At 60.1% G+C, this 19593-nt stretch carries 20 protein-coding genes; 8 read left to right on the top strand and 12 right to left on the bottom strand.

Annotated features, from left to right (window positions below; genetic code table 11):
- Window positions 1–84 precede the first annotated feature (84 nt).
- A complete protein-coding gene (gene mreB / locus PF1751_RS04245; protein WP_002555108.1) occupies window positions 85–1122 on the bottom strand; it encodes a rod shape-determining protein MreB in 1038 nt (345 codons plus the stop codon).
- 210 nt (window positions 1123–1332) lie between these two features.
- Here mreB and gatC point away from each other — a divergent pair, with 210 nt between their 5' ends.
- The 6 genes from gatC to PF1751_RS04215 all read left to right on the top strand — a co-directional run bounded on the left by gatC (window position 1333) and on the right by PF1751_RS04215 (window position 6555).
- Window positions 1333–1620, top strand: coding sequence for an Asp-tRNA(Asn)/Glu-tRNA(Gln) amidotransferase subunit GatC (gene gatC / locus PF1751_RS04240; protein ID WP_010213142.1), 288 nt, complete (start codon window positions 1333–1335; stop codon window positions 1618–1620).
- A gap of 16 nt (window positions 1621–1636) precedes the next feature.
- Window positions 1637–3088, top strand: coding sequence for an Asp-tRNA(Asn)/Glu-tRNA(Gln) amidotransferase subunit GatA (gene gatA, locus PF1751_RS04235; RefSeq protein ID WP_044286643.1), 1452 nt, complete (start codon window positions 1637–1639; stop codon window positions 3086–3088).
- 10 nt (window positions 3089–3098) lie between these two features.
- The gene (gene gatB, locus PF1751_RS04230) at window positions 3099–4544 is read left to right on the top strand and encodes an Asp-tRNA(Asn)/Glu-tRNA(Gln) amidotransferase subunit GatB (RefSeq protein WP_010213144.1); all 1446 of its coding nucleotides are present in this window, start codon (window positions 3099–3101) and stop codon (window positions 4542–4544) included.
- A gap of 157 nt (window positions 4545–4701) precedes the next feature.
- Window positions 4702–5073: a septal ring lytic transglycosylase RlpA family protein gene (locus PF1751_RS04225; protein WP_010213146.1), complete on the top strand. Its 372-nt coding sequence runs from the start codon at window positions 4702–4704 to the stop codon at window positions 5071–5073.
- A 58-nt stretch (window positions 5074–5131) separates the two neighbouring features.
- Window positions 5132–6178, top strand: coding sequence for a calcium/sodium antiporter (locus PF1751_RS04220; protein WP_010213148.1), 1047 nt, complete (start codon window positions 5132–5134; stop codon window positions 6176–6178).
- Window positions 6175–6555 carry a carboxymuconolactone decarboxylase family protein gene (locus PF1751_RS04215; RefSeq protein ID WP_010213149.1) on the top strand — a complete coding sequence of 127 codons (381 nt, stop codon included), beginning with the start codon at window positions 6175–6177 and terminating at the stop codon, window positions 6553–6555. The genes PF1751_RS04220 and PF1751_RS04215 overlap by 4 nt, the downstream gene beginning before the upstream one ends.
- On the opposite strand, the gene PF1751_RS04210 is transcribed toward PF1751_RS04215, so the two are convergent.
- From PF1751_RS04210 to kdgD, 5 genes are all read right to left on the bottom strand, one after another.
- Complete coding sequence (locus PF1751_RS04210; protein ID WP_021491890.1) at window positions 6552–7493, bottom strand: AEC family transporter; 942 nt, start codon at window positions 7491–7493, stop codon at window positions 6552–6554. The genes PF1751_RS04215 and PF1751_RS04210 overlap by 4 nt on opposite strands.
- A gap of 189 nt (window positions 7494–7682) precedes the next feature.
- Window positions 7683–9236: a galactarate dehydratase gene (gene garD, locus PF1751_RS04205; protein WP_010213151.1), complete on the bottom strand. Its 1554-nt coding sequence runs from the start codon at window positions 9234–9236 to the stop codon at window positions 7683–7685.
- An 11-nt stretch (window positions 9237–9247) separates the two neighbouring features.
- Entirely contained in the window at window positions 9248–10612 is a 1365-nt protein-coding gene (locus PF1751_RS04200) for an MFS transporter (protein ID WP_010213152.1), read from the bottom strand.
- 99 nt (window positions 10613–10711) lie between these two features.
- Window positions 10712–12157: an aldehyde dehydrogenase family protein gene (locus PF1751_RS04195; RefSeq protein ID WP_010213153.1), complete on the bottom strand. Its 1446-nt coding sequence runs from the start codon at window positions 12155–12157 to the stop codon at window positions 10712–10714.
- A 54-nt stretch (window positions 12158–12211) separates the two neighbouring features.
- Window positions 12212–13123: a 5-dehydro-4-deoxyglucarate dehydratase gene (gene kdgD, locus PF1751_RS04190; RefSeq protein ID WP_044286642.1), complete on the bottom strand. Its 912-nt coding sequence runs from the start codon at window positions 13121–13123 to the stop codon at window positions 12212–12214.
- Window positions 13124–13357: 234 nt separating this feature from the next.
- On the opposite strand from kdgD, the gene PF1751_RS04185 reads away from it, so the two are divergent.
- Together PF1751_RS04185 and PF1751_RS04180 are read left to right on the top strand one after the other, a co-directional pair.
- Window positions 13358–14515 (top strand): hypothetical protein, encoded by a 1158-nt coding sequence (locus tag PF1751_RS04185; protein ID WP_044286641.1) that lies wholly within the window; start codon window positions 13358–13360, stop codon window positions 14513–14515.
- Window positions 14516–14667: 152 nt separating this feature from the next.
- Window positions 14668–14853, top strand: coding sequence for a hypothetical protein (locus PF1751_RS04180; RefSeq protein WP_010213158.1), 186 nt, complete (start codon window positions 14668–14670; stop codon window positions 14851–14853).
- A 10-nt stretch (window positions 14854–14863) separates the two neighbouring features.
- Here PF1751_RS04180 and PF1751_RS04175 read toward each other — a convergent pair whose 3' ends face one another.
- The 6 genes from PF1751_RS04175 to petA form a co-directional block, all read right to left on the bottom strand.
- The gene (locus PF1751_RS04175) at window positions 14864–15613 is read right to left on the bottom strand and encodes a FadR/GntR family transcriptional regulator (protein ID WP_010213160.1); all 750 of its coding nucleotides are present in this window, start codon (window positions 15611–15613) and stop codon (window positions 14864–14866) included.
- A gap of 158 nt (window positions 15614–15771) precedes the next feature.
- The gene (locus PF1751_RS04170; protein ID WP_021491891.1) at window positions 15772–16191 is read right to left on the bottom strand and encodes a ClpXP protease specificity-enhancing factor; all 420 of its coding nucleotides are present in this window, start codon (window positions 16189–16191) and stop codon (window positions 15772–15774) included.
- Between the two features lie 17 nt (window positions 16192–16208).
- A complete protein-coding gene (locus PF1751_RS04165) occupies window positions 16209–16826 on the bottom strand; it encodes a glutathione S-transferase N-terminal domain-containing protein (protein WP_010213164.1) in 618 nt (205 codons plus the stop codon).
- A gap of 145 nt (window positions 16827–16971) precedes the next feature.
- Window positions 16972–17751 carry a cytochrome c1 gene (locus tag PF1751_RS04160; RefSeq protein ID WP_010213166.1) on the bottom strand — a complete coding sequence of 260 codons (780 nt, stop codon included), beginning with the start codon at window positions 17749–17751 and terminating at the stop codon, window positions 16972–16974.
- Window positions 17751–18962 carry a cytochrome b gene (locus PF1751_RS04155; protein WP_003171746.1) on the bottom strand — a complete coding sequence of 404 codons (1212 nt, stop codon included), beginning with the start codon at window positions 18960–18962 and terminating at the stop codon, window positions 17751–17753. Before PF1751_RS04155 ends, PF1751_RS04160 begins: the two co-directional genes overlap by 1 nt.
- Window positions 18962–19555: a ubiquinol-cytochrome c reductase iron-sulfur subunit gene (gene petA / locus PF1751_RS04150; RefSeq protein WP_010213167.1), complete on the bottom strand. Its 594-nt coding sequence runs from the start codon at window positions 19553–19555 to the stop codon at window positions 18962–18964. The genes PF1751_RS04155 and petA overlap by 1 nt, the downstream gene beginning before the upstream one ends.
- Between the last annotated feature and the right edge of the window lie 38 nt (window positions 19556–19593).

Raw genomic sequence — 19593 nt, 5'->3', positions numbered from 1 at the left:
GATGCAGATTGAAGAAGATAAACGCCAACAGGCAGCACTGCAAAGTGCTGCCTGCGGGCGAAACATGGGCTGACCAGCAATGACTTATTCGCTGGAGAGCAGGTCCATGGTGTGTTTATCCATCATTTCCAGTGCACGACCACCGCCACGGGCAACGCAAGTCAGCGGGTCTTCGGCGACGATCACCGGCAGCCCAGTCTCTTGGGCCAGCAGCTTGTCGAGGTCGCGCAGCAAGGCGCCACCACCGGTCAGTACCAGGCCACGCTCGGCGATGTCGGAAGCCAGTTCCGGCGGCGATTGCTCCAGGGCGCTTTTCACCGCCTGAACGATGGTGGCCAGGGACTCTTGCAGAGCTTCCAGCACTTCATTGGAGTTCAGGGTGAAGGCACGTGGAACGCCTTCGGCCAGGTTGCGACCGCGCACATCGACTTCGCGCACTTCGCCGCCTGGGTAGGCGGTGCCGATTTCCTGCTTGATGCGCTCAGCGGTGGATTCACCGATCAGGCTGCCGTAGTTACGACGTACATAAGTGATGATCGCTTCGTCGAAGCGGTCGCCGCCTACGCGTACGGATTCGGCATACACCACACCATTCAGGGAGATCAGGGCGATTTCAGTGGTACCACCACCGATATCCACCACCATCGAACCGCGGGCTTCTTCAACCGGCAGGCCGGCACCGATCGCAGCAGCCATTGGCTCTTCGATCAGGAACACTTCACGGGCACCGGCGCCAAGGGCCGATTCACGGATGGCACGACGCTCAACCTGGGTGGACTTGCATGGAACGCAGATCAGCACACGAGGGCTGGGCTGCAGGAAACTGTTTTCGTGAACCTTGTTGATGAAGTATTGCAGCATCTTCTCGCAGACACTGAAGTCGGCGATCACGCCGTCTTTCATCGGACGAATGGCAGCAATATTGCCTGGTGTACGGCCGAGCATGCGCTTGGCCTCGGTGCCGACGGCAACGACACTTTTCTGATTACCATGGGTCCGAATGGCCACAACCGATGGCTCATTCAGGACGATACCGCGCTCGCGCACGTAAATAAGGGTGTTGGCAGTGCCCAGGTCAATGGAAAGATCGCTGGAAAACATGCCACGCAGTTTCTTGAACATGGGAAAGGGACCCTAGGCAACGCGTGGGTAAAAAAGTGCGGCAAACTCTAACAACGACAGGGATTTTGGGCAAGGCGCCAATGTGCTAAATTGGCCGACTTTCTGTGCACCTAACCCCACAATCGCGGCCGTAAGACCGTAGAAATGCGGTAGTGTTCCGACAATCTAACACACGGACAGCCTCCGTTCTGTTTTCCACTGGAGATTCCCATGACGCTTGAACGCTCCGACGTGGAAAAAATCGCGCACCTGGCCTCGCTTGGCCTCAATGATGCCGATCTTCCACAGACCACCGCAGCCCTGAACAGCATTCTCGGGCTGGTCGACCAAATGCAGGCCGTAAATACCGACGGTATCGAGCCCCTGGCTCACCCGCTGGAAGCCAGCCAGCGCCTGCGCGCAGACGTCGTGACCGAGAGTAATAATCGCGAGGCCTACCAGTCCATCGCGCCAGCGGTCGAAAACGGCCTGTATCTGGTTCCGAAAGTCATCGACTAAAGGGAAAGAGCCTGCAATGCATCATATGACTCTGGCCGAGATCGCCCGCGGTCTCGCCGACAAAACGTTTTCTTCCGAAGAGCTGACCAAGACCCTGCTGGCGCGCATCGCCGAGCACGATCCCAAGGTCAACAGCTTCATCAGCCTCACCGAAGAGCTGGCCTTGAGCCAGGCCAAGGCCGCCGACGCACGTCGCGCCAACGGTGAAAATGGCGCACTGCTTGGCGCACCGATCGCCCACAAGGACCTGTTCTGCACCCAGGGCATCCGCACCAGCTGCGGCTCGAAGATGCTCGACAACTTCAAGGCTCCCTACGACGCCACTGTGGTGTCCAAGCTGGCTGCCGCCGGGGCCGTGACCCTGGGCAAGACCAACATGGACGAATTCGCCATGGGTTCGGCCAACGAGTCGAGCTACTACGGCGCGGTGAAAAACCCGTGGAACCTGGACCACGTGCCTGGCGGTTCGTCGGGTGGTTCGGCGGCCGCAGTTGCTGCGCGCTTCCTGCCCGCCGCCACGGCCACCGATACCGGCGGTTCGATCCGCCAGCCAGCGGCCTTTACCAACCTCACCGGCCTGAAGCCGACCTACGGTCGCGTTTCCCGTTGGGGCATGATCGCCTACGCCTCCAGCCTCGATCAGGGTGGCCCTCTGGCGCGCACCGCTGAAGACTGCGCAATTTTGTTACAAGGCATGGCAGGCTTCGATAAACAGGACTCCACCAGCATCGACGAGCCCGTGCCGGACTACAGCGCCAGCCTGAACACGTCGCTCAAGGGCCTGCGTATCGGTGTGCCGAAGGAATACTTCAGCGCCGGTCTCGACCCGCGCATTGCTGAGCTGGTGCACAACAGCGTGAAGACGCTGGAAAGCCTGGGTGCCGTCATCAAGGAAATCAGCCTGCCGAACAACCAGCACGCAATTCCTGCGTACTACGTGATCGCGCCGGCAGAAGCCTCTTCCAACCTGTCGCGCTTCGACGGCGTGCGTTTCGGCTATCGCTGCGAAAACCCGAAAGACCTCACCGACCTTTATAAGCGCTCCCGTGGCGAAGGTTTCGGTGCCGAAGTGCAACGCCGGATTATGGTCGGTGCCTACGCCCTGTCGGCCGGTTACTACGACGCGTACTACCTCAAGGCGCAGAAAATCCGTCGCCTGATCAAGAACGACTTCATGGCAGCCTTTGAAGAAGTCGACGTGATCCTCGGCCCAACCACGCCAAACCCGGCCTGGAAGATCGGCGCCAAGACCGGCGACCCGATCGCCGAGTACCTGGAAGACCTGTACACCATCACCGCCAACCTCGCGGGCCTGCCGGGCTTGTCCATGCCTGCCGGTTTCGTCGATGGCCTGCCGGTCGGCGTGCAATTGCTCGCCCCGTATTTCCAGGAAGGCCGCCTGCTCAATGTGGCGCACCAGTACCAGTTGAACACCGACTGGCACACTCGCACCCCTACCGGCTTCTGAGGAGAACACTATGCAATGGGAAGTTGTGATCGGGCTGGAGATTCATACCCAGCTCGCCACCCAATCGAAGATTTTCTCCGGTAGCGCCACCACGTTCGGCTCCGAGCCCAACACCCAGGCCAGCCTGGTCGACCTGGGCATGCCCGGCGTACTGCCGGTGCTGAACCAGGAAGCGGTGCGCATGGCGGTGATGTTCGGCCTGGCAATTGACGCCGAGATCGGCCAGCACAACGTGTTCGCGCGCAAGAACTACTTCTACCCGGACCTGCCCAAGGGCTACCAGATCAGCCAGATGGAACTGCCGATCGTCGGCAAGGGCCACCTGGACATTCCTCTGGAGGACGGCACCATCAAGCGCGTCGGCGTAACCCGCGCACACTTGGAAGAAGACGCCGGTAAAAGCCTGCACGAAGAATTCCCGGGCGCCACCGGTATCGACCTGAACCGTGCCGGCACGCCGCTGCTGGAAATCGTGTCCGAGCCGGACATGCGCAGTGCCAAGGAAGCCGTAGCCTACGTCAAGACTATCCACGCGCTGGTGCGCTACCTGGGCATCTGCGACGGCAACATGGCTGAAGGTTCGCTGCGTTGCGACTGCAACGTGTCGATCCGTCCAAAGGGCCAGGTCGAGTTCGGCACTCGCTGCGAGATCAAGAACGTCAACTCGTTCCGCTTCATCGAGAAAGCGATCAACAGCGAAGTACGTCGCCAGATCGAGCTGATCGAAGACGGTGGCAAGGTCATCCAGCAAACCCGCCTGTACGACCCGAACAAAGATGAAACCCGCGCCATGCGCAGCAAAGAGGAAGCCAACGACTACCGTTACTTCCCCGATCCGGACCTGTTGCCGGTGGTGCTTGAGGACTCGTTCCTCAACGACATCCGGGCCACCCTGCCGGAATTGCCGCAGCAGAAACGCGAACGCTTCCAGGCGCAGTTCGGCCTGTCGGTCTACGACGCCAGCGTGTTGGCTTCCAGCCGTGAGCAAGCCAACTACTTTGAAAAAGTCGTGAGCATTGCCGGTGACGCCAAGCTGGCGGCCAACTGGGTGATGGTTGAACTGGGCAGCCTGTTGAACAAACAGGGCCTGGAAATCGACGAAGCCCCGGTCTCTGCCGAGCAATTGGGCGGCATGCTGCTGCGCATCAAGGACAACACCATCTCCGGCAAAATCGCCAAGACCGTGTTTGAAGCGATGGCCAGCGGTGAAGGCAGCGCTGATGAAATCATCGAGAAACGCGGTCTCAAGCAAGTCACCGACAGCGGCGCGATCTCGGCCGTGCTGGATGAAATGCTCGCAGCCAACGCCGAGCAGGTCGAACAGTACCGTGCGGCGGACGAAGCCAAGCGCGGCAAGATGTTCGGCTTCTTTGTCGGCCAGGCGATGAAAGCCTCCAAAGGCAAGGCCAACCCGCAACAGGTGAACGAACTGCTGAAAAGCAAGCTCGAAGGCTGATAGCGATGGACAGTCCGGGCGGAAATTTCACTTCCCACCCGGATACCCTGTGGGAGCGGGCTTGCCTGCGATTGCATCCCCTCGATGTTCTTGAGACACCGAGTTATCTGCATCGCAGGCAAGCCAGCTCCCACATTTGTTATGGGGCATCTTGAACATGAAGCGTCTACTCGGCCTCCTGGCCTTGTTCTCCCTACTGGCCGGTTGCGCCAGCGGCATCATCAACCCCAACGGCTACGACGAAACCGGCACCGCCTCCTATTACGGCGCCAAGCACCATGGCAATAAGACAGCCAGCGGTGAACCTTTCAATCAGAACGCCCTGACCGCCGCCCACCGGCGATTGCCGTTCGGCACCCAGGTCAAGGTCACCAATCTCGACAACGACAAATCCGTGGTTGTCCGCATCAATGATCGCGGCCCGCATACCCGTGGGCGCTTGATTGATCTTTCGCGCAAGGCTGCCCAGCAACTGGGTATGATCAGCAGCGGCACCGCGCGTGTGCGCGTGCAAGCCCTGAGCAACTGAAGACGGAGCCCTGACCATTTTCGGATTAACCGCCCTCTCGCCCTGGAGCCTGCTGGAATTGGTCAGCGGCCTGGTCCTGCTGATCATCGGCGCCGAAATCCTGGTGCGCGCCGCCGTGCGCCTGGCCGCGAGCCTCAAGGTGCGGCCGCTGATCATCGGCCTGACGATCGTGGCCTTCGGCAGCAGCGCACCGCAGATGACCGTCAGCCTGCAAGCCACGCTGGCCGGCAACACCGATATCGCGGTGGGCAGCGTGATCGGCAGCAGTATCTTCAACATCCTGGTCACCCTGGGCCTGTCGGCGCTGATCATTCCGCTGCGGGTCTCGCGCCAGCTGGTGCGCCTGGATATTCCGGTAATGATCCTGGCCGGGCTGCTGGTGTTCACCCTCGCCGCCAATGAAGCACTCACGCCACTCGACGGCCTGGTGCTGCTCGTTGCCCTGGTCGCCTACCTCGGTGTGCTGCACTACCAGACCCGTCATTCCCGCCGCCCGCGCACGCTGGACACCGTGGCCCGCGCGCCCTGGCTGAGCAGCGTGCTGCTGATGCTTGGCGGGCTGCTGATTCTGGTGCTGGCCGGCCATTTGCTGTTGGGCGCAGCCGTGGATGTGGCGGGCGACTTGGGCTTGTCGGAACGTGTGATCGGCCTGACCTTGATCGGCGTCGGCACCTCGCTGCCATGCCTGGCGACCTCGCTGATTGCCGCCCTGCGTGGCGAACGGGAAATCGCCGTGGGCAACGTGATTGGCAGCAACCTGTTCAACCTGCTGGGCGTATTGGGCCTGACCGCCCTGCTCGCGCCCTCGCCGCTGTCGGTATCGCCCAATGCCCTGGATTTCGACCTGCCGGTGATGCTCGGCGTGGTGGTGCTGTGCCTGCCGGTGTTTTACACCGGCTACCGCGTGACCCGCGCCGAAGGCCTGGTGCTGCTGGGCCTGTACCTGGCGTACGGCCTGCATGTGATGGCCTTTACCACCGGCATGCCCCTGGCCAGCAAGCTTGAACAACTGATGCTGTATTACGTCCTGCCAGTGCTGGTGGCTTTTCTGTTGTTCAGCACGCTGCGAGCCTGGCGCCGCCAACACAAGAGGGAGCCGCAATGACCGATCAGAAAAAGCCCGGGGTTGAGATGCGTCGCCAGGTCATGGGCGATGTGTTCGTCGACCGCGCCTTGGGCAACGCCACCGAGTTCACCCAGCCGCTGCAGGACTTCGTCAATGAACATGCCTGGGGCAGCGTGTGGAACCGCGAAGGTCTACCGCTGAAGACCCGCAGCCTGATCACCCTCGCCGCCCTCACCGCGCTCAAGTGCCCGCAGGAACTCAAGGGCCATGTGCGCGGTGCGCTGAACAATGGCTGTACCGTGGAAGAGATCCGCGAGGCACTGCTGCATTGCGCGGTGTATGCCGGTGTGCCGGCGGCAATTGATGCGTTTCGTGCGGCGCAGGAAGTGATCGAAACCTATCAGAAAGAGGGCTAGATCCAGCCGCCCGCCTGCAACACAAAGATTCCGATATTGGTGGTCACCGCCGCCATCAAGGTGGTGATCACGATAATCGCTGCCGCCAGCTCATGATTACCCTCGGCTGCCCTGGCCATCACAAAACTGGCGGCTGCGGTCGGCGCACCGAAGTACAGGAACAGAATCCCCAGCTCCGGCCCCCGGAAACCCAACAGCCAGGCGCCCAGCGTCGCGACAACCGGCAAACCGATCATCTTCACCAGGCTGGCGCTCAGGGCCATGCTCCCGCTTTTGCGCAGGGCCGCCAGCGACAGGGTGCCACCGATACAGATCAGCGCCAGCGGCAAGGTCATGTCCGCAAGGTACTGGCCCGAAGACTCCAGCCAACCCGGCAAGCCAATCTGGAACACCGCGAACGGCGTGGCTGCGATCACACTGATGATCAGCGGGTTGGCCACCACGCTCTTGCAGATGCTCCACGGATCGGACTTGATCACCGGGCTGTACACCGCCAGCACGATGGTCGACAGGGTGTTGTAGAACAGGATCACCAGTGCCGCGAGAATCGCGCCCAGGGAGATGCCGTAGTCGCCGTACATGCTGGCAGCCAGCGCCAGACCGATCACGCCGTTATTGCCGCGAAACGCACCCTGGGTATAGATGCCGCGGTCTTCACGCGGGCACCGAAAGATCGCCCAACCCCAGGCCAGCGCGAAGCTGAGCAAGGTGGCGACGGCAAAATAGATCAGCAAGCCCGGCTTGAGCGCCGAGTGCAGGTCGGCATGCAGGATGCCGAGGAACAGCAGCGCCGGCATGGTGACGTTGAACACCAGGGACGAGGCCGTGTGGATAAAGTTGTCGTTGATCCAATTGACGCGCTTGAGCAGCACACCGAGGAACAGCATGGCAAACACCGGCGCGGTGATGGTGAGGGTGGTGAGGAAAATTGCCAGCATGCCGGGAGAGCCTTGGTGAGCGTCGGTAGGTGGCTAATGATAAGCCATGCAGCCCTGCGGCGTCTGGTAGGACGCCTTCGCGAGCAAGTCGAATCGTCGCACCACCGCTCCCACACTTGACCGAGTTCCAGCATGAGAATGCGGTCAAGTGTGGGAGCGGGTTTACTCGCGAAGGCAGGCGACCCGGTCTCAGGTAATGGGCGCAGGGTTGAACAAGGTGATGTCGTTATGCAGTTTGTGATGCTCCGCCCACGTCTGCTTCCTGCCGCTGGCCACATCCAGGTAGAAATGGAACAACTCCCAACCCAGCTCCTCGATGGTCGCGCGCCCGGTGGCAATGCGCCCGGCGTCGATATCGATCAGGTCCGGCCACCGCTGCGCCAACTCCGTACGGGTCGAGACCTTGACCACCGGCGCCATTGCCAATCCGTAAGGTGTGCCACGCCCGGTGGTGAACACGTGCAAGTTCATCCCCGCCGCCAATTGCAAGGTGCCGCACACAAAGTCACTGGCCGGCGTTGCGCAAAAGATCAGGCCCTTGCCCTTGAAACGCTCGCCTGGGCCCAGCACGCCGTTGATCGCGCTGCTGCCGGATTTGACGATGGAGCCCAGGGACTTCTCGACGATGTTCGACAACCCGCCCTTCTTGTTGCCCGGCGTGGTGTTGGCGCTGCGGTCCGCCTCGCCCTTGGCCAGGTAACGGTCGTACCAATCCATTTCCCGGACGAGTTCCTGGGCGACTTGCGTGTTTTCGGCGCGAGACGTCAGCAGGTAAATGGCATCGCGCACTTCGGTGACTTCGGAAAACATCACCGTCGCCCCGGCCCGTAGCAGCAAGTCCGAGGCATAGCCCAGCGCCGGGTTGGCGGTGATGCCGGAAAACGCATCACTGCCGCCACACTGCATGCCCAGAATCAACTCGGACGCCGGCACGGTTTCGCGGCGGCGCTGGTCGAGTTTCTTCAAGCGCGTCTCGGCCAGTGCCATGATCTGCTCGATCATTTCGGTAAAACCGTGGCTGGAATCCTGCAGCCGGTACAGCCAGGGCTCGCTCAGGTCGACCGAGCTGTCGTTGTCGTGCATCACCTGCCCGGCCTGCAATTTCTCGCAGCCCAGACTGATGACCAGGGCTTCACCGCCCAGGTTCGGGTTGCGCGCCAGGTTGCGCACGGTGCGGATCGGAATGTAGGCATCCGTTGCAGTGATCGCCACGCCGCAGCCGTAGCTGTGGGTCAGCGCCACCACGTCGTCGACGTGCGGGTACTTGGGCAGCAATTCGTCCTTGATACGCTTGACCGCATGGTCCAGCACACCGGTGACGCACTGCACCGTGGTGGTGATGCCGAGGATATTGCGCGTGCCCACAGTGCCATCCGCGTTGCGGTAGCCCTCGAAGGTAAACCCTTCCAGCGGTGCCTGGGCCTCAGGCACCTCGGTGGACAGCGGCAAGCTGTCCAACGGCGGCGCGGTAGGCATGCGCAGTTGATCCTCCTGCACCCAACTGCCGCGCGGAATCGGCGCCAGGGCGTAACCGATGGTCTGGCCGTAGCGAATAATCTGACCGCCCTCGGGGATATCTTCCAGGGTCACCTTGTGGCTCTGGGGGATGAAGTCCACGGTCACCAGGCCATCCGGGAACTCGGTCCCGGCCGGTACGCCCTGGTCATTGACCACAATCACCACGTTGTCGCGTTCGTGCAAACGAATCGAGCGCGGCGAGTCGGCATGTTCAATCAACTGCATCACACGGCCCCTCAGGAATGCGCTTCGGTTAGGCGGGTCAACTCAGGCCCCTGGGTAGGCGGCTCTTTGAGTACTACACGCTTGATCGGGCCAACGATGACCAGGTAGCTGAACACCGCCACCAGCGCGTTGGCGCCGACAAACACCAAGGCCCATTTGAAAGAACCGGTGGTGCTGATGATGTAGCCGATCACAATCGGCGTGGTAATCGACGCAAGGTTACCGAAGGTGTTGAACAAACCACCACTGAGACCGGCGATTTGTTTCGGCGAGGTGTCGGACACCACCGCCCAACCCAGTGCGCCAACGCCTTTGCCGAAGAAGGCCAAGGCCATGAAGCCCACCACCATCCATTCGATATCCACATAGTTGCAGGCCACGATGCTGCTGGAGATCAGCAGGCCACCAATGATCGGCGCCTTGCGGGCGAAGGTCAGGGAGTGGCCTTTGCGCAGCAGGTAGTCGGAAATCACCCCGCCGAGCACGCCGCCGATAAACCCGCAGATCGCCGGCAACGAGGCGATGAAACCGGCCTTGAGGATCGTCATGCCACGGTCCTGCACCAGGTACACCGGGAACCACGTAAGGAAGAAGTAGGTGATGCCGTTGATGCAGTACTGGCCCAGGTACACGCCGAGCATCATGCGGTTGGTCAACAGTTGGCGGATGTAGTCCCACTTCGGACCGTCGGTTTTCTTACCCTTGCCTTTGTCCTGATCCATATCGACCATTGCACCATTGGCGGCGATATGGTTGAACTCGGCTTCGTTGATCATCGGATGCTGGCGCGGGCTGTGGATAACTTTCAACCAGATCAGCGAGAAAATGATGCCGATCACGCCCATCACGATAAACACGTGCTGCCAGCCGAAGCTGTAGACGATCCACCCCATCAGCGGCGCAAACAGCACCGTGGCGAAGTATTGCGCAGAGTTAAAGATCGCTGAAGCCGTACCGCGTTCTGCCGTAGGAAACCACGCCGCCACAATACGGGCATTTCCGGGAAACGACGGCGCTTCGGCCAAGCCCACCATGAAGCGCAGCATGAACAGCGCAACCACGGCGGTGGAGACACCAAACTCACCGACATAGCCTTGCAGCACGGTGAACAGAGACCAGGTGAAGATGCTCAGGGCATAGACTTTTTTCGAGCCGAACCGGTCCAGCAGCCAGCCACCGGGAATTTGCCCGGCCACGTAGGCCCAACCGAATGCGGAGAAGATGTAACCGAGCGTGACCGCGTCGATGCCGAGGTCTTTTTGCAGGCTGGAGCCTGCGATGGCGATAGTGGCCCGGTCGGCATAGTTGATCGTGGTCACCAGGAACAGCATGAGCAGGATCAAATAGCGGACATGGGTCGGCTTGGTCGCTTGCATGAAGAAGTACTCCCACTAATTATTTTTTTTGCGGGTAATGGTTTTCTGTTTTTGCCGTGGGGAGCCGACAGGCATCCGGCCCCCACTGGGTGTTGCGTATTACGAACCGATGTAGCTGGTTTTCACCACGGTGTAGAACTCTTGCGCATAGCGACCTTGCTCCCGCGAGCCATAGGACGAGCCTTTACGGCCGCCGAAGGGAACGTGGTAATCCACACCTGCCGTCGGCAGATTGACCATCACCATCCCGGCCTGGGAATGACGCTTGAAGTGGTTGGCGTACTTGAGCGATGTGGTGGCAATGCCCGCCGACAGCCCGAACTCGGTGTCATTGGCCATGGCCAGCGCTGCTTCGTAGTCCGCTACGCGCACGACGTTGGCGACCGGGCCGAAGATCTCTTCACGGCTGATACGCATGGCGGCTTCGCTGTCGGCAAACAGCGTCGGTGCCAGGTAGTAACCTTCGGTATCGCAGGTCACCAGGCCACCACCGCTGACCAGCCGCGCACCTTCGCTTTGGCCGATGTCGATGTATTTGAGGTCCTGGTCCAACTGGGCCTGGGAAACCACCGGGCCAATGTCGGTGCCGCTTTTCAGCGCGTGGCCGACCTTGATCGACTTCATGCGCTCAGCCATGGCCGCGACGAACTGGTCGTGGATACCGGCGGTGACGATCAGGCGACTGGACGCTGTGCAGCGCTGGCCGGTGGAGTAGAACGCGCTCTGTACGGACAGCTCGACGGCCTGCTTGAGGTCGGCGTCGTCGAGAATGATCTGCGGGTTCTTGCCGCCCATTTCCAACTGCACTTTGGCCTGGCGCGACACACAACTGACGGCGATTTGACGACCAACACCGACAGAACCGGTGAAGCTGATGCCATCGACTTTCGGGCTATTGACCAGCACGTCGCCGACCACGCGACCGCTGCCCATCACCAGATTGAACACACCGGCGGGGAAACCGGCGCGGGAAATGATCTCTGCCAGGGCCCAGGCGCAACCCGGTACCAGCTCGGCAGGCTTGATCACCACGCAGTTGCCGTAGGCCAGGGCCGGGGCAATTTTCCAGGCGGGGATGGCGATCGGGAAGTTCCACGGCGTGATCAGGCCGACCACTCCCAAGGCTTCGCGAGTGACTTCTACATTGACGCCCGGGCGAACCGACGGCACGTAGTCGCCGGACAGCCGCAGGCATTCACCGGCGAAGAACTTGAAAATATTGCCGGCGCGGGTCACTTCGCCGATGGCTTCGGGCAGGGTCTTGCCCTCTTCACGGGCCAACAGGGTGCCGAGCTCTTCGCGGCGCGCGAGGATTTCACTGCCGACTTTATCCAGAGCGTCATGGCGCGCCTGGATCCCGGAAGTGGACCAGGCCGGGAATGCCGCGCGGGCCGCATCGATGGCGGCGTTGACCTGGGTAACATCCGCCTTGGCGTATTCACCAATGACATCGGACAACTCCGACGGGTTGAGGTTGACGCAATAGTCAGCGCCGGCCACCCACTGGCCATTGATGTAGTTGTCAAAACGTTGGGCTTGGGACACGAATCTTCTCCTGACGCAAAAGGCCGCTGATTGCTCAGCGGCCTTGTAGATGAGTTATTGCGCGCCTTGCTTGTCGATCAGCGCGGCCAGGGCTTCATATTCTTCCGGCAACAGGTCGGTCAGCGGCGTGCGTACCGGACCTGCGTCGTAGCCGACGATTTTTGCACCCGCCTTGACGATGCTGACGGCATACCCGGCCTTGCGGTTACGGATGTCCAGGTATGGCAGGAAGAAGTCGTCGATGATCTTGGAAACGGTGGCGTGATCGTCCTTGGCAATCGCGTGGTAGAAGTCCATCGCGGTTTTCGGGATGAAGTTGAACACCGCCGAGGAGTACACCGGAACTCCCAGGGCCTTGTAGGCAGCGGCGTAAACCTCTGCAGTCGGCAGGCCGCCGAGGTAGCTGAAACGATCACCGAGGCGGCGACGTATCGACACCATCAACTCGATATCACCCAGGCCATCCTTGTAGCCGATCAGGTTTGGGCAGCGCTCGGCCAGGCGTTCCAGCAGCGGAGCGGTCAGGCGGCAGACGTTACGGTTGTAGACCACCACACCGATCTTGACCGACTTGCACACGGCCTCAACGTGGGCCGCAACGCCATCCTGGCTGGCTTCGGTGAGGTAGTGCGGCAGCAGCAGCAGACCTTTGGCGCCGAGGCGTTCGGCTTCCTGAGCGTACTCGATGGCCTGGCGTGTCGAACCGCCCACACCGGCGAGGATCGGCACACTGGTCGCGCAGGTATCCACTGCGGTTTTCACCACCTGGGAATATTCGCTGGCCGCGAGGGAAAAGAACTCACCGGTACCGCCAGCAGCGAACAAAGCCGTGGCGCCGTAAGGGGCCAGCCATTCAAGGCGGTTGATGTAGCCCGCCTGGTGGAAATCACCCTGGGCGTTGAAATCGGTCACCGGGAAAGACAGCAGACCGTGGGAAAGGATGGACTTCAGTTCTTGTGGATTCATTATTCGAACACCCTGGGCGAAGACTTTCTATCGAAAGGTTGTTGTTGGTTTTGGTGATGTCGTACGTCATCGTACAACTATAAAACAATTCGTCAACTGCAATTCATCAGACTTCGTTCTGAGAGCGTTGAATGCGCGCCTTCTTGACGTAGGAATTTTTTACTCTATGCTCGATTTAGCTGTATATACATACAGCTATCACGGAAGATTCCTACGACATAGCAAGGAGCTAACATGTCAGGTCTTGAACTCGCCGCACCCGAAAAGAACCCACCCACATTGCGCTTCGAAGGCGGTGAACACACTGCCATCGGCGATGACACCCTGTTGCGCTTCGTCAAGGATGCCCCGGCGATTCCCGCACGCCAGGTCGAGCTGCACCTGCCCAATGGGCTGGCGCTGACCTATGGCCAAGTGATCGCCCTCGGGGGCGACTTCTATGGCGTCCCCGGCCAACCGATCAGCGATGGCGCCTCCCCCGCCGAGCGCGTACAACGCTTTACCGCAGCCTTCAATACGCTCGCCGTGCTGCCCGCCTCGCGGGAAGAAGCGCACAAGATCCTTGCGGTGATGCAAAAGGAGATCAATGCGGTCAAGCAGGCGATCAAGGACGGCAAACAAGCCCATGAAGCCTACGACGCGCTGGGTGATACGTTGTCCGAGGAATGGAACCGCATCACGGGCGGCGGCAGCGCAGTTTCGGCGCTGATTCCGTTGGGACGTTACCTGAAACTGGCGGCGGACAATGCCGACCACTTCGGCGAATGGGCGCTGTCGGCCTATCTGGCGGGGCACACGGCGGCGCTGCAACAAGCCGTCGTGGCGCACCAGACCGGCACCGACCCAGCGCTGGAACTGGCGTATGCCATGAACAGTTTTGCTGATCACTTTTTGACCGACCTGTTCTCCGCTGGCCATCTGCGAGTACCACGCAAACAACTCGCCGCCGTGGTCACTCCCGGTGAACTGGGTTCGCTGATCAGCCGCTTCATGCACGACGAAGACAGCAAATTCGGACTCAAGGTGCGTAACGCCATGGGCGATCAGTGGCACGCGTATGGAGACAAACGCTACTTCGACGCCATCGATGCGGACAATCGGGTGCAGGTCAAACGTGCGGTGCAGGCTTCGGCGGATGAAATTTTCGAAACCTTCATCAGCGGTATTGCGCCCTCTCCAGCCAACTTCAAGGCGCCGCTGTATGTGCCAGACCTGAATGCGGCGCAAAACCCGGCGAACAACTTCTCGCCGCTGTTCAAGATGGAGGGGGACAAGGTGCTGCGTCGTAAGGAGGTGAATGACTTGAACGACAAGCACTGGACGAACGATTGGTGGGGGTGGAGTACGTATTTGTTGTTGAAGGACTACAAGCCAAATACGCCGCGGCTTTGAGCCGGGGTCCGCTCCAGGCGTGCCTGATACCGCTCGTCAGAACTGTGAATTCTGACAGTATCAGCACATTTCCACCCCTCCTAACGTGATGAGGCCCGCACATGATGTGCGGGCCTTCACCTAACTTTCTTCCTGCTCAATGAGGCTTAATCATGGCTAACAACATTCAGGTTAAATTCAAAGGCAAAAAAAACAGCACTTCGAACGTCAAAATTGAGGAACTGCCCAATAAAGGCGATTACCTCAATATGGACGGTCAGGTATTGGAGGTTACCAAGAAGACGTTCCATTACGACGCCAATGGCAGCGTGACCGAAATCGAGTTCGACCTGGCCTGAGAACGCCAGCTTAACCCCGCTGCGCCTCCGCCTCTTCATGGGCATGGCGCAGCCGCTCCCGGCTATTGGTCAAATGCAACCGCATCGCCGCCCGCGCCGCGTCCGAATCCTGACGCGCGATCGCTTCATAAATCTCTTCATGCTCACGACTCAAACGCCCCATGTAGTGCTGCTGGTCATCATGGGCCAGGCGCGCCGAATTCAGGCGCGTACGCGGAATGATGCTGGTGCCCAGGTGGGTCATGATGTCGGTGAAGTAGCGGTTGCCGGTGGACAGTGCAATTTCCAGGTGGAATGCAAAATCCGACGCCACCGCATCGCCGGCGTGAGCCGCGCTTTCATTCAAGGCATCAAGCGCCGCGCGCATGGCGGCCAGTTGTTCGTCGCTGCGACGTAACGCGGCCAAGCCTGCGGATTCCACCTCCAGGCTGATCCGCAGCTCCAGGATCGCCAGCACATCCCGCAGGGTCACCACCGTGGCCGGGTCGATGCGGAAACCGCTCGGGCTGGGCGTATCCAGTACAAAGGTGCCGATACCATGACGGGTTTCGACCTGCCCCGCCGCCTGCAAGCGCGAGATGGCTTCACGCACCACCGTGCGGCTGACCCCATGGGCGTCCATGATCGCCGACTCGGTGGGCAATTTGTCGCCCCGCTTGAGCTGGCCGTCGCGGATCTGCTCGGACAACACCGTGACCAGTTCCTGGGCAAGGCTGCGGCGCTTGCGGGGAAGACGAGGGGCGATGTTGGCGTTTTCCATGATGAATCATCTTTCTCGGTGAGCTTGAGCACGCATCATAGCCCATGGTGGTTGTACGATCACCGTCCAGGCGCGACTTTCATCCCTATCCTTCGCGCAAAAAAATGCCCCGACACACGTCGAGGCATTTTCTCAGTGCTCCCCTGAGGGAACGCCCGTTATTTCACCACTTTCAAGCTCGGCCGGCCACTAGGGCGCGGTGGCTCGGAATCCGGTGGCGGCAAGTCATCGCCGCCTTCGTTTTCGATCGCTTCGTCATCCTCGAAAGGCGACTCCAGATCGAACACCATGCCTTGGCCGTTCTCCCGGGCATAGATGCCGAGGATGGCGCCAATCGGCACGAACAGCGTATGCGGCACGCCGCCGAAACGCCCTTCGAAGCTCACGGCTTCATTGTCCATGTGCAGGTGGCGCACGGCACTCGGCGATACGTTCAGCACAATCTGCCCGTCACTGGCAAAACCCTCCGGTACCTGAACCGCAGGAAATTCGGAATTGACCAGCATGTGCGGGGTGCAATCGTTGTCCACAATCCACTCATAGAGCGCGCGGACCAGGTAGGGTCGACTGGAGTTCATCAGCGGCTCCTTAAGCCTTAGCGCATATCGCGTTCGACACCAGACAGACTCGCCTGGAAAGCCTCACGCGCAAACTGGCGCTCCATGTAATCAAGCAGCGGCTTGGCAGGCCGCGGCAGTTCAATACCAAGAATCGGCAAACGCCAGAGTATCGGTAATAGGCAGCAATCCACCAAGCTTTGTTCCTCACTGAGGAAAAAAGGTTTATCGGCGAACAGCGGCGAAACGCCGGTCAGGCTTTCGCGCAATTCCTTACGCGCCTGTACACGTGCCGCCTCTTTGCTGCGGGTATCCAGAATCACATCCACCAGACCACACCAGTCACGCTGGATCCGATGGATCAGCAGCCGGCTGTTGGCACGCGCCACCGGGTACACCGGCAGCAAAGGCGGATGCGGGTAACGCTCATCCAGGTATTCCATCACGACGGTCGACTCCCACAACGCCAGGTCACGATCGACCAGGGTGGGCAAGCTGCCGTAAGGGTTCACTTCGATCAGTTTTGGCGGCTGACGGCCCGCCTCCACACTGATGATCTCGGCGCTGACACCCTTCTCTGCGAGCACGATGCGCACTCGGTGGGAATAGTGGTCGGCGGGGTCGGAGTAACAGGCCAACCGATTGGTCACGCCCATGGCGGTCCTCCTCGCTTGTTGAAATTATCGAAAGCTCAAAAACGAGCGCGCCCAGAGAGCATCTCTGTAACGTCCGGTTCAACCGATCGCTACGTCAGAGATGCCGCTGGGCGCGCAAGATTAACAGCAATTGCTTACAGTTGGATCAATGCACATCCTTCCAGTATTCGCGTTTGAGCAGATAGGCGAATACGAAGAAGAAGGCCAGGTACAGCAACACATACGTACCGATGCGCTGATGCTCCAGTTTGACCGGATTGGCCGAGTAGGCCAGGAAGGTCACGAGGTTCTTGACCTTCTCGTCGAACTGCTCGTCTGTCAACGAACCTGGGGTTTCTATCTTCAGTTGATCGCACGCTTCATGAGTCAAAGGTGTGCCGGTCAACGGATCGTATTGCTTCTTGCCGTCTTCAACGACCTGGATCTGCTTGCATCCTACCACTTGCTTGCCTTGCAGGCCGACCAGAACGTTAGGCATGCCGACGTTCGGGAACACACGGTTGTTCACGCCATACGGACGTGCCGGGTCTTCGTAGAAGGATTTCAGGTAGCCGTAGAGCCAGTCGGTACCCCGCACACGGGCTACCAGGGTCAAGTCAGGCGGCGCTGCGCCGAACCAGGTCTTGGCGTCTGCAGGCTTCATGCCGATGGTCATGTGGTCGCCGATCTTGGCGCCCGTGAACACCAGCTTTTCCAGCATCATTTCATGGGGGATGCCAAGGTCATCGGCAACACGCTCGTAACGCTGGAACTTGGCGCTGTGGCAGCCCATGCAATAGTTGGCGAACGTGCGCGCGCCATCCTGCATGGCAGCCTTGTCAGACACGTCGATATCGACTTTTTCCAGCTCCGGTCCGCCATGCTCGGCAGCGAAGGACAGTAGCGGCAGTGCCGCAAGCATCAATGCAACGAATAACTTTTTCATCAGCCAGTCACCCTTTCCGGAACCGGTTTGGTCTTCTCGAGCCGGGTATAGAACGGCATCAGAATGAAGTAGGCAAAGTACAGGAAGGTGCAGACCTGCGACAGCAGCGTACGCTCTGGAGTCGGCGCCAAGACACCGAGTACACCCAGGATCACGAACGCAATGCAGAACACCCACAGCCAGATCTTGCTTAGCCAGCCCTTGTAGCGCATGGATTTGACCGGGCTGCGGTCAAGCCAAGGCAACACGAACAGCACCGCAATGGCCGCGCCCATGGCAATCACGCCCATGAGCTTGTCGGGGATCGCCCGCAAGATCGCGTAGAACGGTGTGAAGTACCAGACGGGGGCAATGTGCTCAGGTGTCTTGAAGGCGTTGGCCTGTTCGAAGTTAGGTTTCTCCAGGAAATAACCGCCCATCTCCGGGAAAAAGAACACGATCGAGCAGAACACGAACAGGAACACCACCACGCCGACAATGTCTTTCACGGTGTAGTAAGGGTGGAACGGAATGCCATCCAGCGGGATGCCGTTTTCGTCCTTGTGCTTCTTGATGTCCACGCCATCCGGGTTGTTGGAACCCACCTCGTGCAGCGCCAGGATGTGCAGTACCACCAGGCCCAGGATCACGATCGGCAAGGCCACCACGTGCAGGGCAAAGAAGCGGTTCAGGGTGATGCCCGAGATCAGGTAGTCACCCCGGATCCACTGGGTCAGGTCGTTGCCGATCACCGGGATCGCACCGAACAGCGAGATGATCACCTGGGCGCCCCAGTACGACATCTGGCCCCAGGGCAGCAGGTAGCCCATGAAGGCTTCAGCCATCAGCGCCAGGTAGATCAGCATGCCGAACACCCACACCAGCTCGCGGGGCTTCTGGTACGAGCCATAGAGCAGGCCGCGGAACATGTGCAGGTAGACGACGATAAAGAACGCCGACGCGCCCGTGGAGTGCAGCAGGCGCAGGATCGAGCCGTACTCGACGTCACGCATGATGTACTCGACCGAAGCAAACGCCTCTTCCGCCGACGGGGTGTAGCTCATCGTCAGCCAGACGCCGGTGACGATCTGGTTGACCAGCACCAGCAGTGCCAGGGAGCCGAAGAAGTAAAAGAAGTTGAAGTTTTTTGGCGCGTAATATTTGCTGAGATGGTCTTCCCACATTTTAGTGGCGGGGAAGCGCGCATCCACCCAATCCATGAACTTGCTCATCACGCGTTCTCCTTATCGAGGCCAATGACAATGAGGTCGTCAGTTTCGTAGGTGTGCGGAGGAACCGGCAGGTTCAAGGGAGCAGGCTGGGATTTGTAGACGCGGCCAGCGAGGTCGTAGTGGGAGCCGTGGCAGGGGCAGAAATAACCGCCGACCCAATCCTTGCCCAGGTCGACAGGGGCCACTTCCGGGCGGAAGGTAGGCGAGCAACCCAGGTGGGTACAGAGACCGACCAGTAGCAGGATCTCCGGCTTGATCGAACGCACTTCATTCTTGGCGTAGGCGGGTTGGTCGGACTTCTCGGATTGAGGGTCAGACAACTGGCCTTCGATCTTTTTGAGATTCCCCAGGATTTCCTCGGTACGACGAACAATGAAGACCGGCTGGCCGCGCCATTCAGCAATCATCTGCTGCCCTGGCTCGATCTTGCTGATATTCACCTTCACCGGTGCACCTGCGGCTTTCGCCTTGGCACTGGGAAACCATGACCCCACGAACGGGACCGCAGCCCCCACCGCTCCTGCAGCACCCACCACGGATGTGGCTGCTACCAAGAAGCGACGCCGGCCTGCATTCACGCCGTCATTGCTCATTCAGTCCTCTCCCATCAGCTTTTTGGCCTGTTAAATCA

The sequence above is a fragment of the Pseudomonas simiae genome (assembly GCF_000934565.1).
Lineage (GTDB): Bacteria > Pseudomonadota > Gammaproteobacteria > Pseudomonadales > Pseudomonadaceae > Aquipseudomonas > Aquipseudomonas simiae.
The sequence above is the reverse complement of the archived record's forward strand: the minus strand, read 5'-3'. Positions and strand labels throughout refer to the sequence as shown.

Coding starts and splice junctions, on each gene's coding strand:
- PF1751_RS04160 (WP_010213166.1), bottom strand. CDS start 17,751: ATGAAAAAGTTATTCGTTGCATTGATGCTTGCGGCACTGCCGCTACTG.
- PF1751_RS04175 (WP_010213160.1), bottom strand. CDS start 15,613: ATGGAAAACGCCAACATCGCCCCTCGTCTTCCCCGCAAGCGCCGCAGC.
- kdgD (WP_044286642.1), bottom strand. CDS start 13,123: ATGAATCCACAAGAACTGAAGTCCATCCTTTCCCACGGTCTGCTGTCT.
- PF1751_RS04165 (WP_010213164.1), bottom strand. CDS start 16,826: ATGGGCGTGACCAATCGGTTGGCCTGTTACTCCGACCCCGCCGACCAC.
- garD (WP_010213151.1), bottom strand. CDS start 9,236: ATGCAGTTGATTGAACATGCCGACTCGCCGCGCTCGATTCGTTTGCAC.
- gatB (WP_010213144.1), top strand. CDS start 3,099: ATGCAATGGGAAGTTGTGATCGGGCTGGAGATTCATACCCAGCTCGCC.
- mreB (WP_002555108.1), bottom strand. CDS start 1,122: ATGTTCAAGAAACTGCGTGGCATGTTTTCCAGCGATCTTTCCATTGAC.
- petA (WP_010213167.1), bottom strand. CDS start 19,555: ATGAGCAATGACGGCGTGAATGCAGGCCGGCGTCGCTTCTTGGTAGCA.
- gatC (WP_010213142.1), top strand. CDS start 1,333: ATGACGCTTGAACGCTCCGACGTGGAAAAAATCGCGCACCTGGCCTCG.
- PF1751_RS04185 (WP_044286641.1), top strand. CDS start 13,358: ATGTCAGGTCTTGAACTCGCCGCACCCGAAAAGAACCCACCCACATTG.
- PF1751_RS04215 (WP_010213149.1), top strand. CDS start 6,175: ATGACCGATCAGAAAAAGCCCGGGGTTGAGATGCGTCGCCAGGTCATG.
- PF1751_RS04225 (WP_010213146.1), top strand. CDS start 4,702: ATGAAGCGTCTACTCGGCCTCCTGGCCTTGTTCTCCCTACTGGCCGGT.
- gatA (WP_044286643.1), top strand. CDS start 1,637: ATGCATCATATGACTCTGGCCGAGATCGCCCGCGGTCTCGCCGACAAA.
- PF1751_RS04200 (WP_010213152.1), bottom strand. CDS start 10,612: ATGCAAGCGACCAAGCCGACCCATGTCCGCTATTTGATCCTGCTCATG.
- PF1751_RS04210 (WP_021491890.1), bottom strand. CDS start 7,493: ATGCTGGCAATTTTCCTCACCACCCTCACCATCACCGCGCCGGTGTTT.
- PF1751_RS04170 (WP_021491891.1), bottom strand. CDS start 16,191: ATGAACTCCAGTCGACCCTACCTGGTCCGCGCGCTCTATGAGTGGATT.
- PF1751_RS04155 (WP_003171746.1), bottom strand. CDS start 18,962: ATGAGCAAGTTCATGGATTGGGTGGATGCGCGCTTCCCCGCCACTAAA.
- PF1751_RS04180 (WP_010213158.1), top strand. CDS start 14,668: ATGGCTAACAACATTCAGGTTAAATTCAAAGGCAAAAAAAACAGCACT.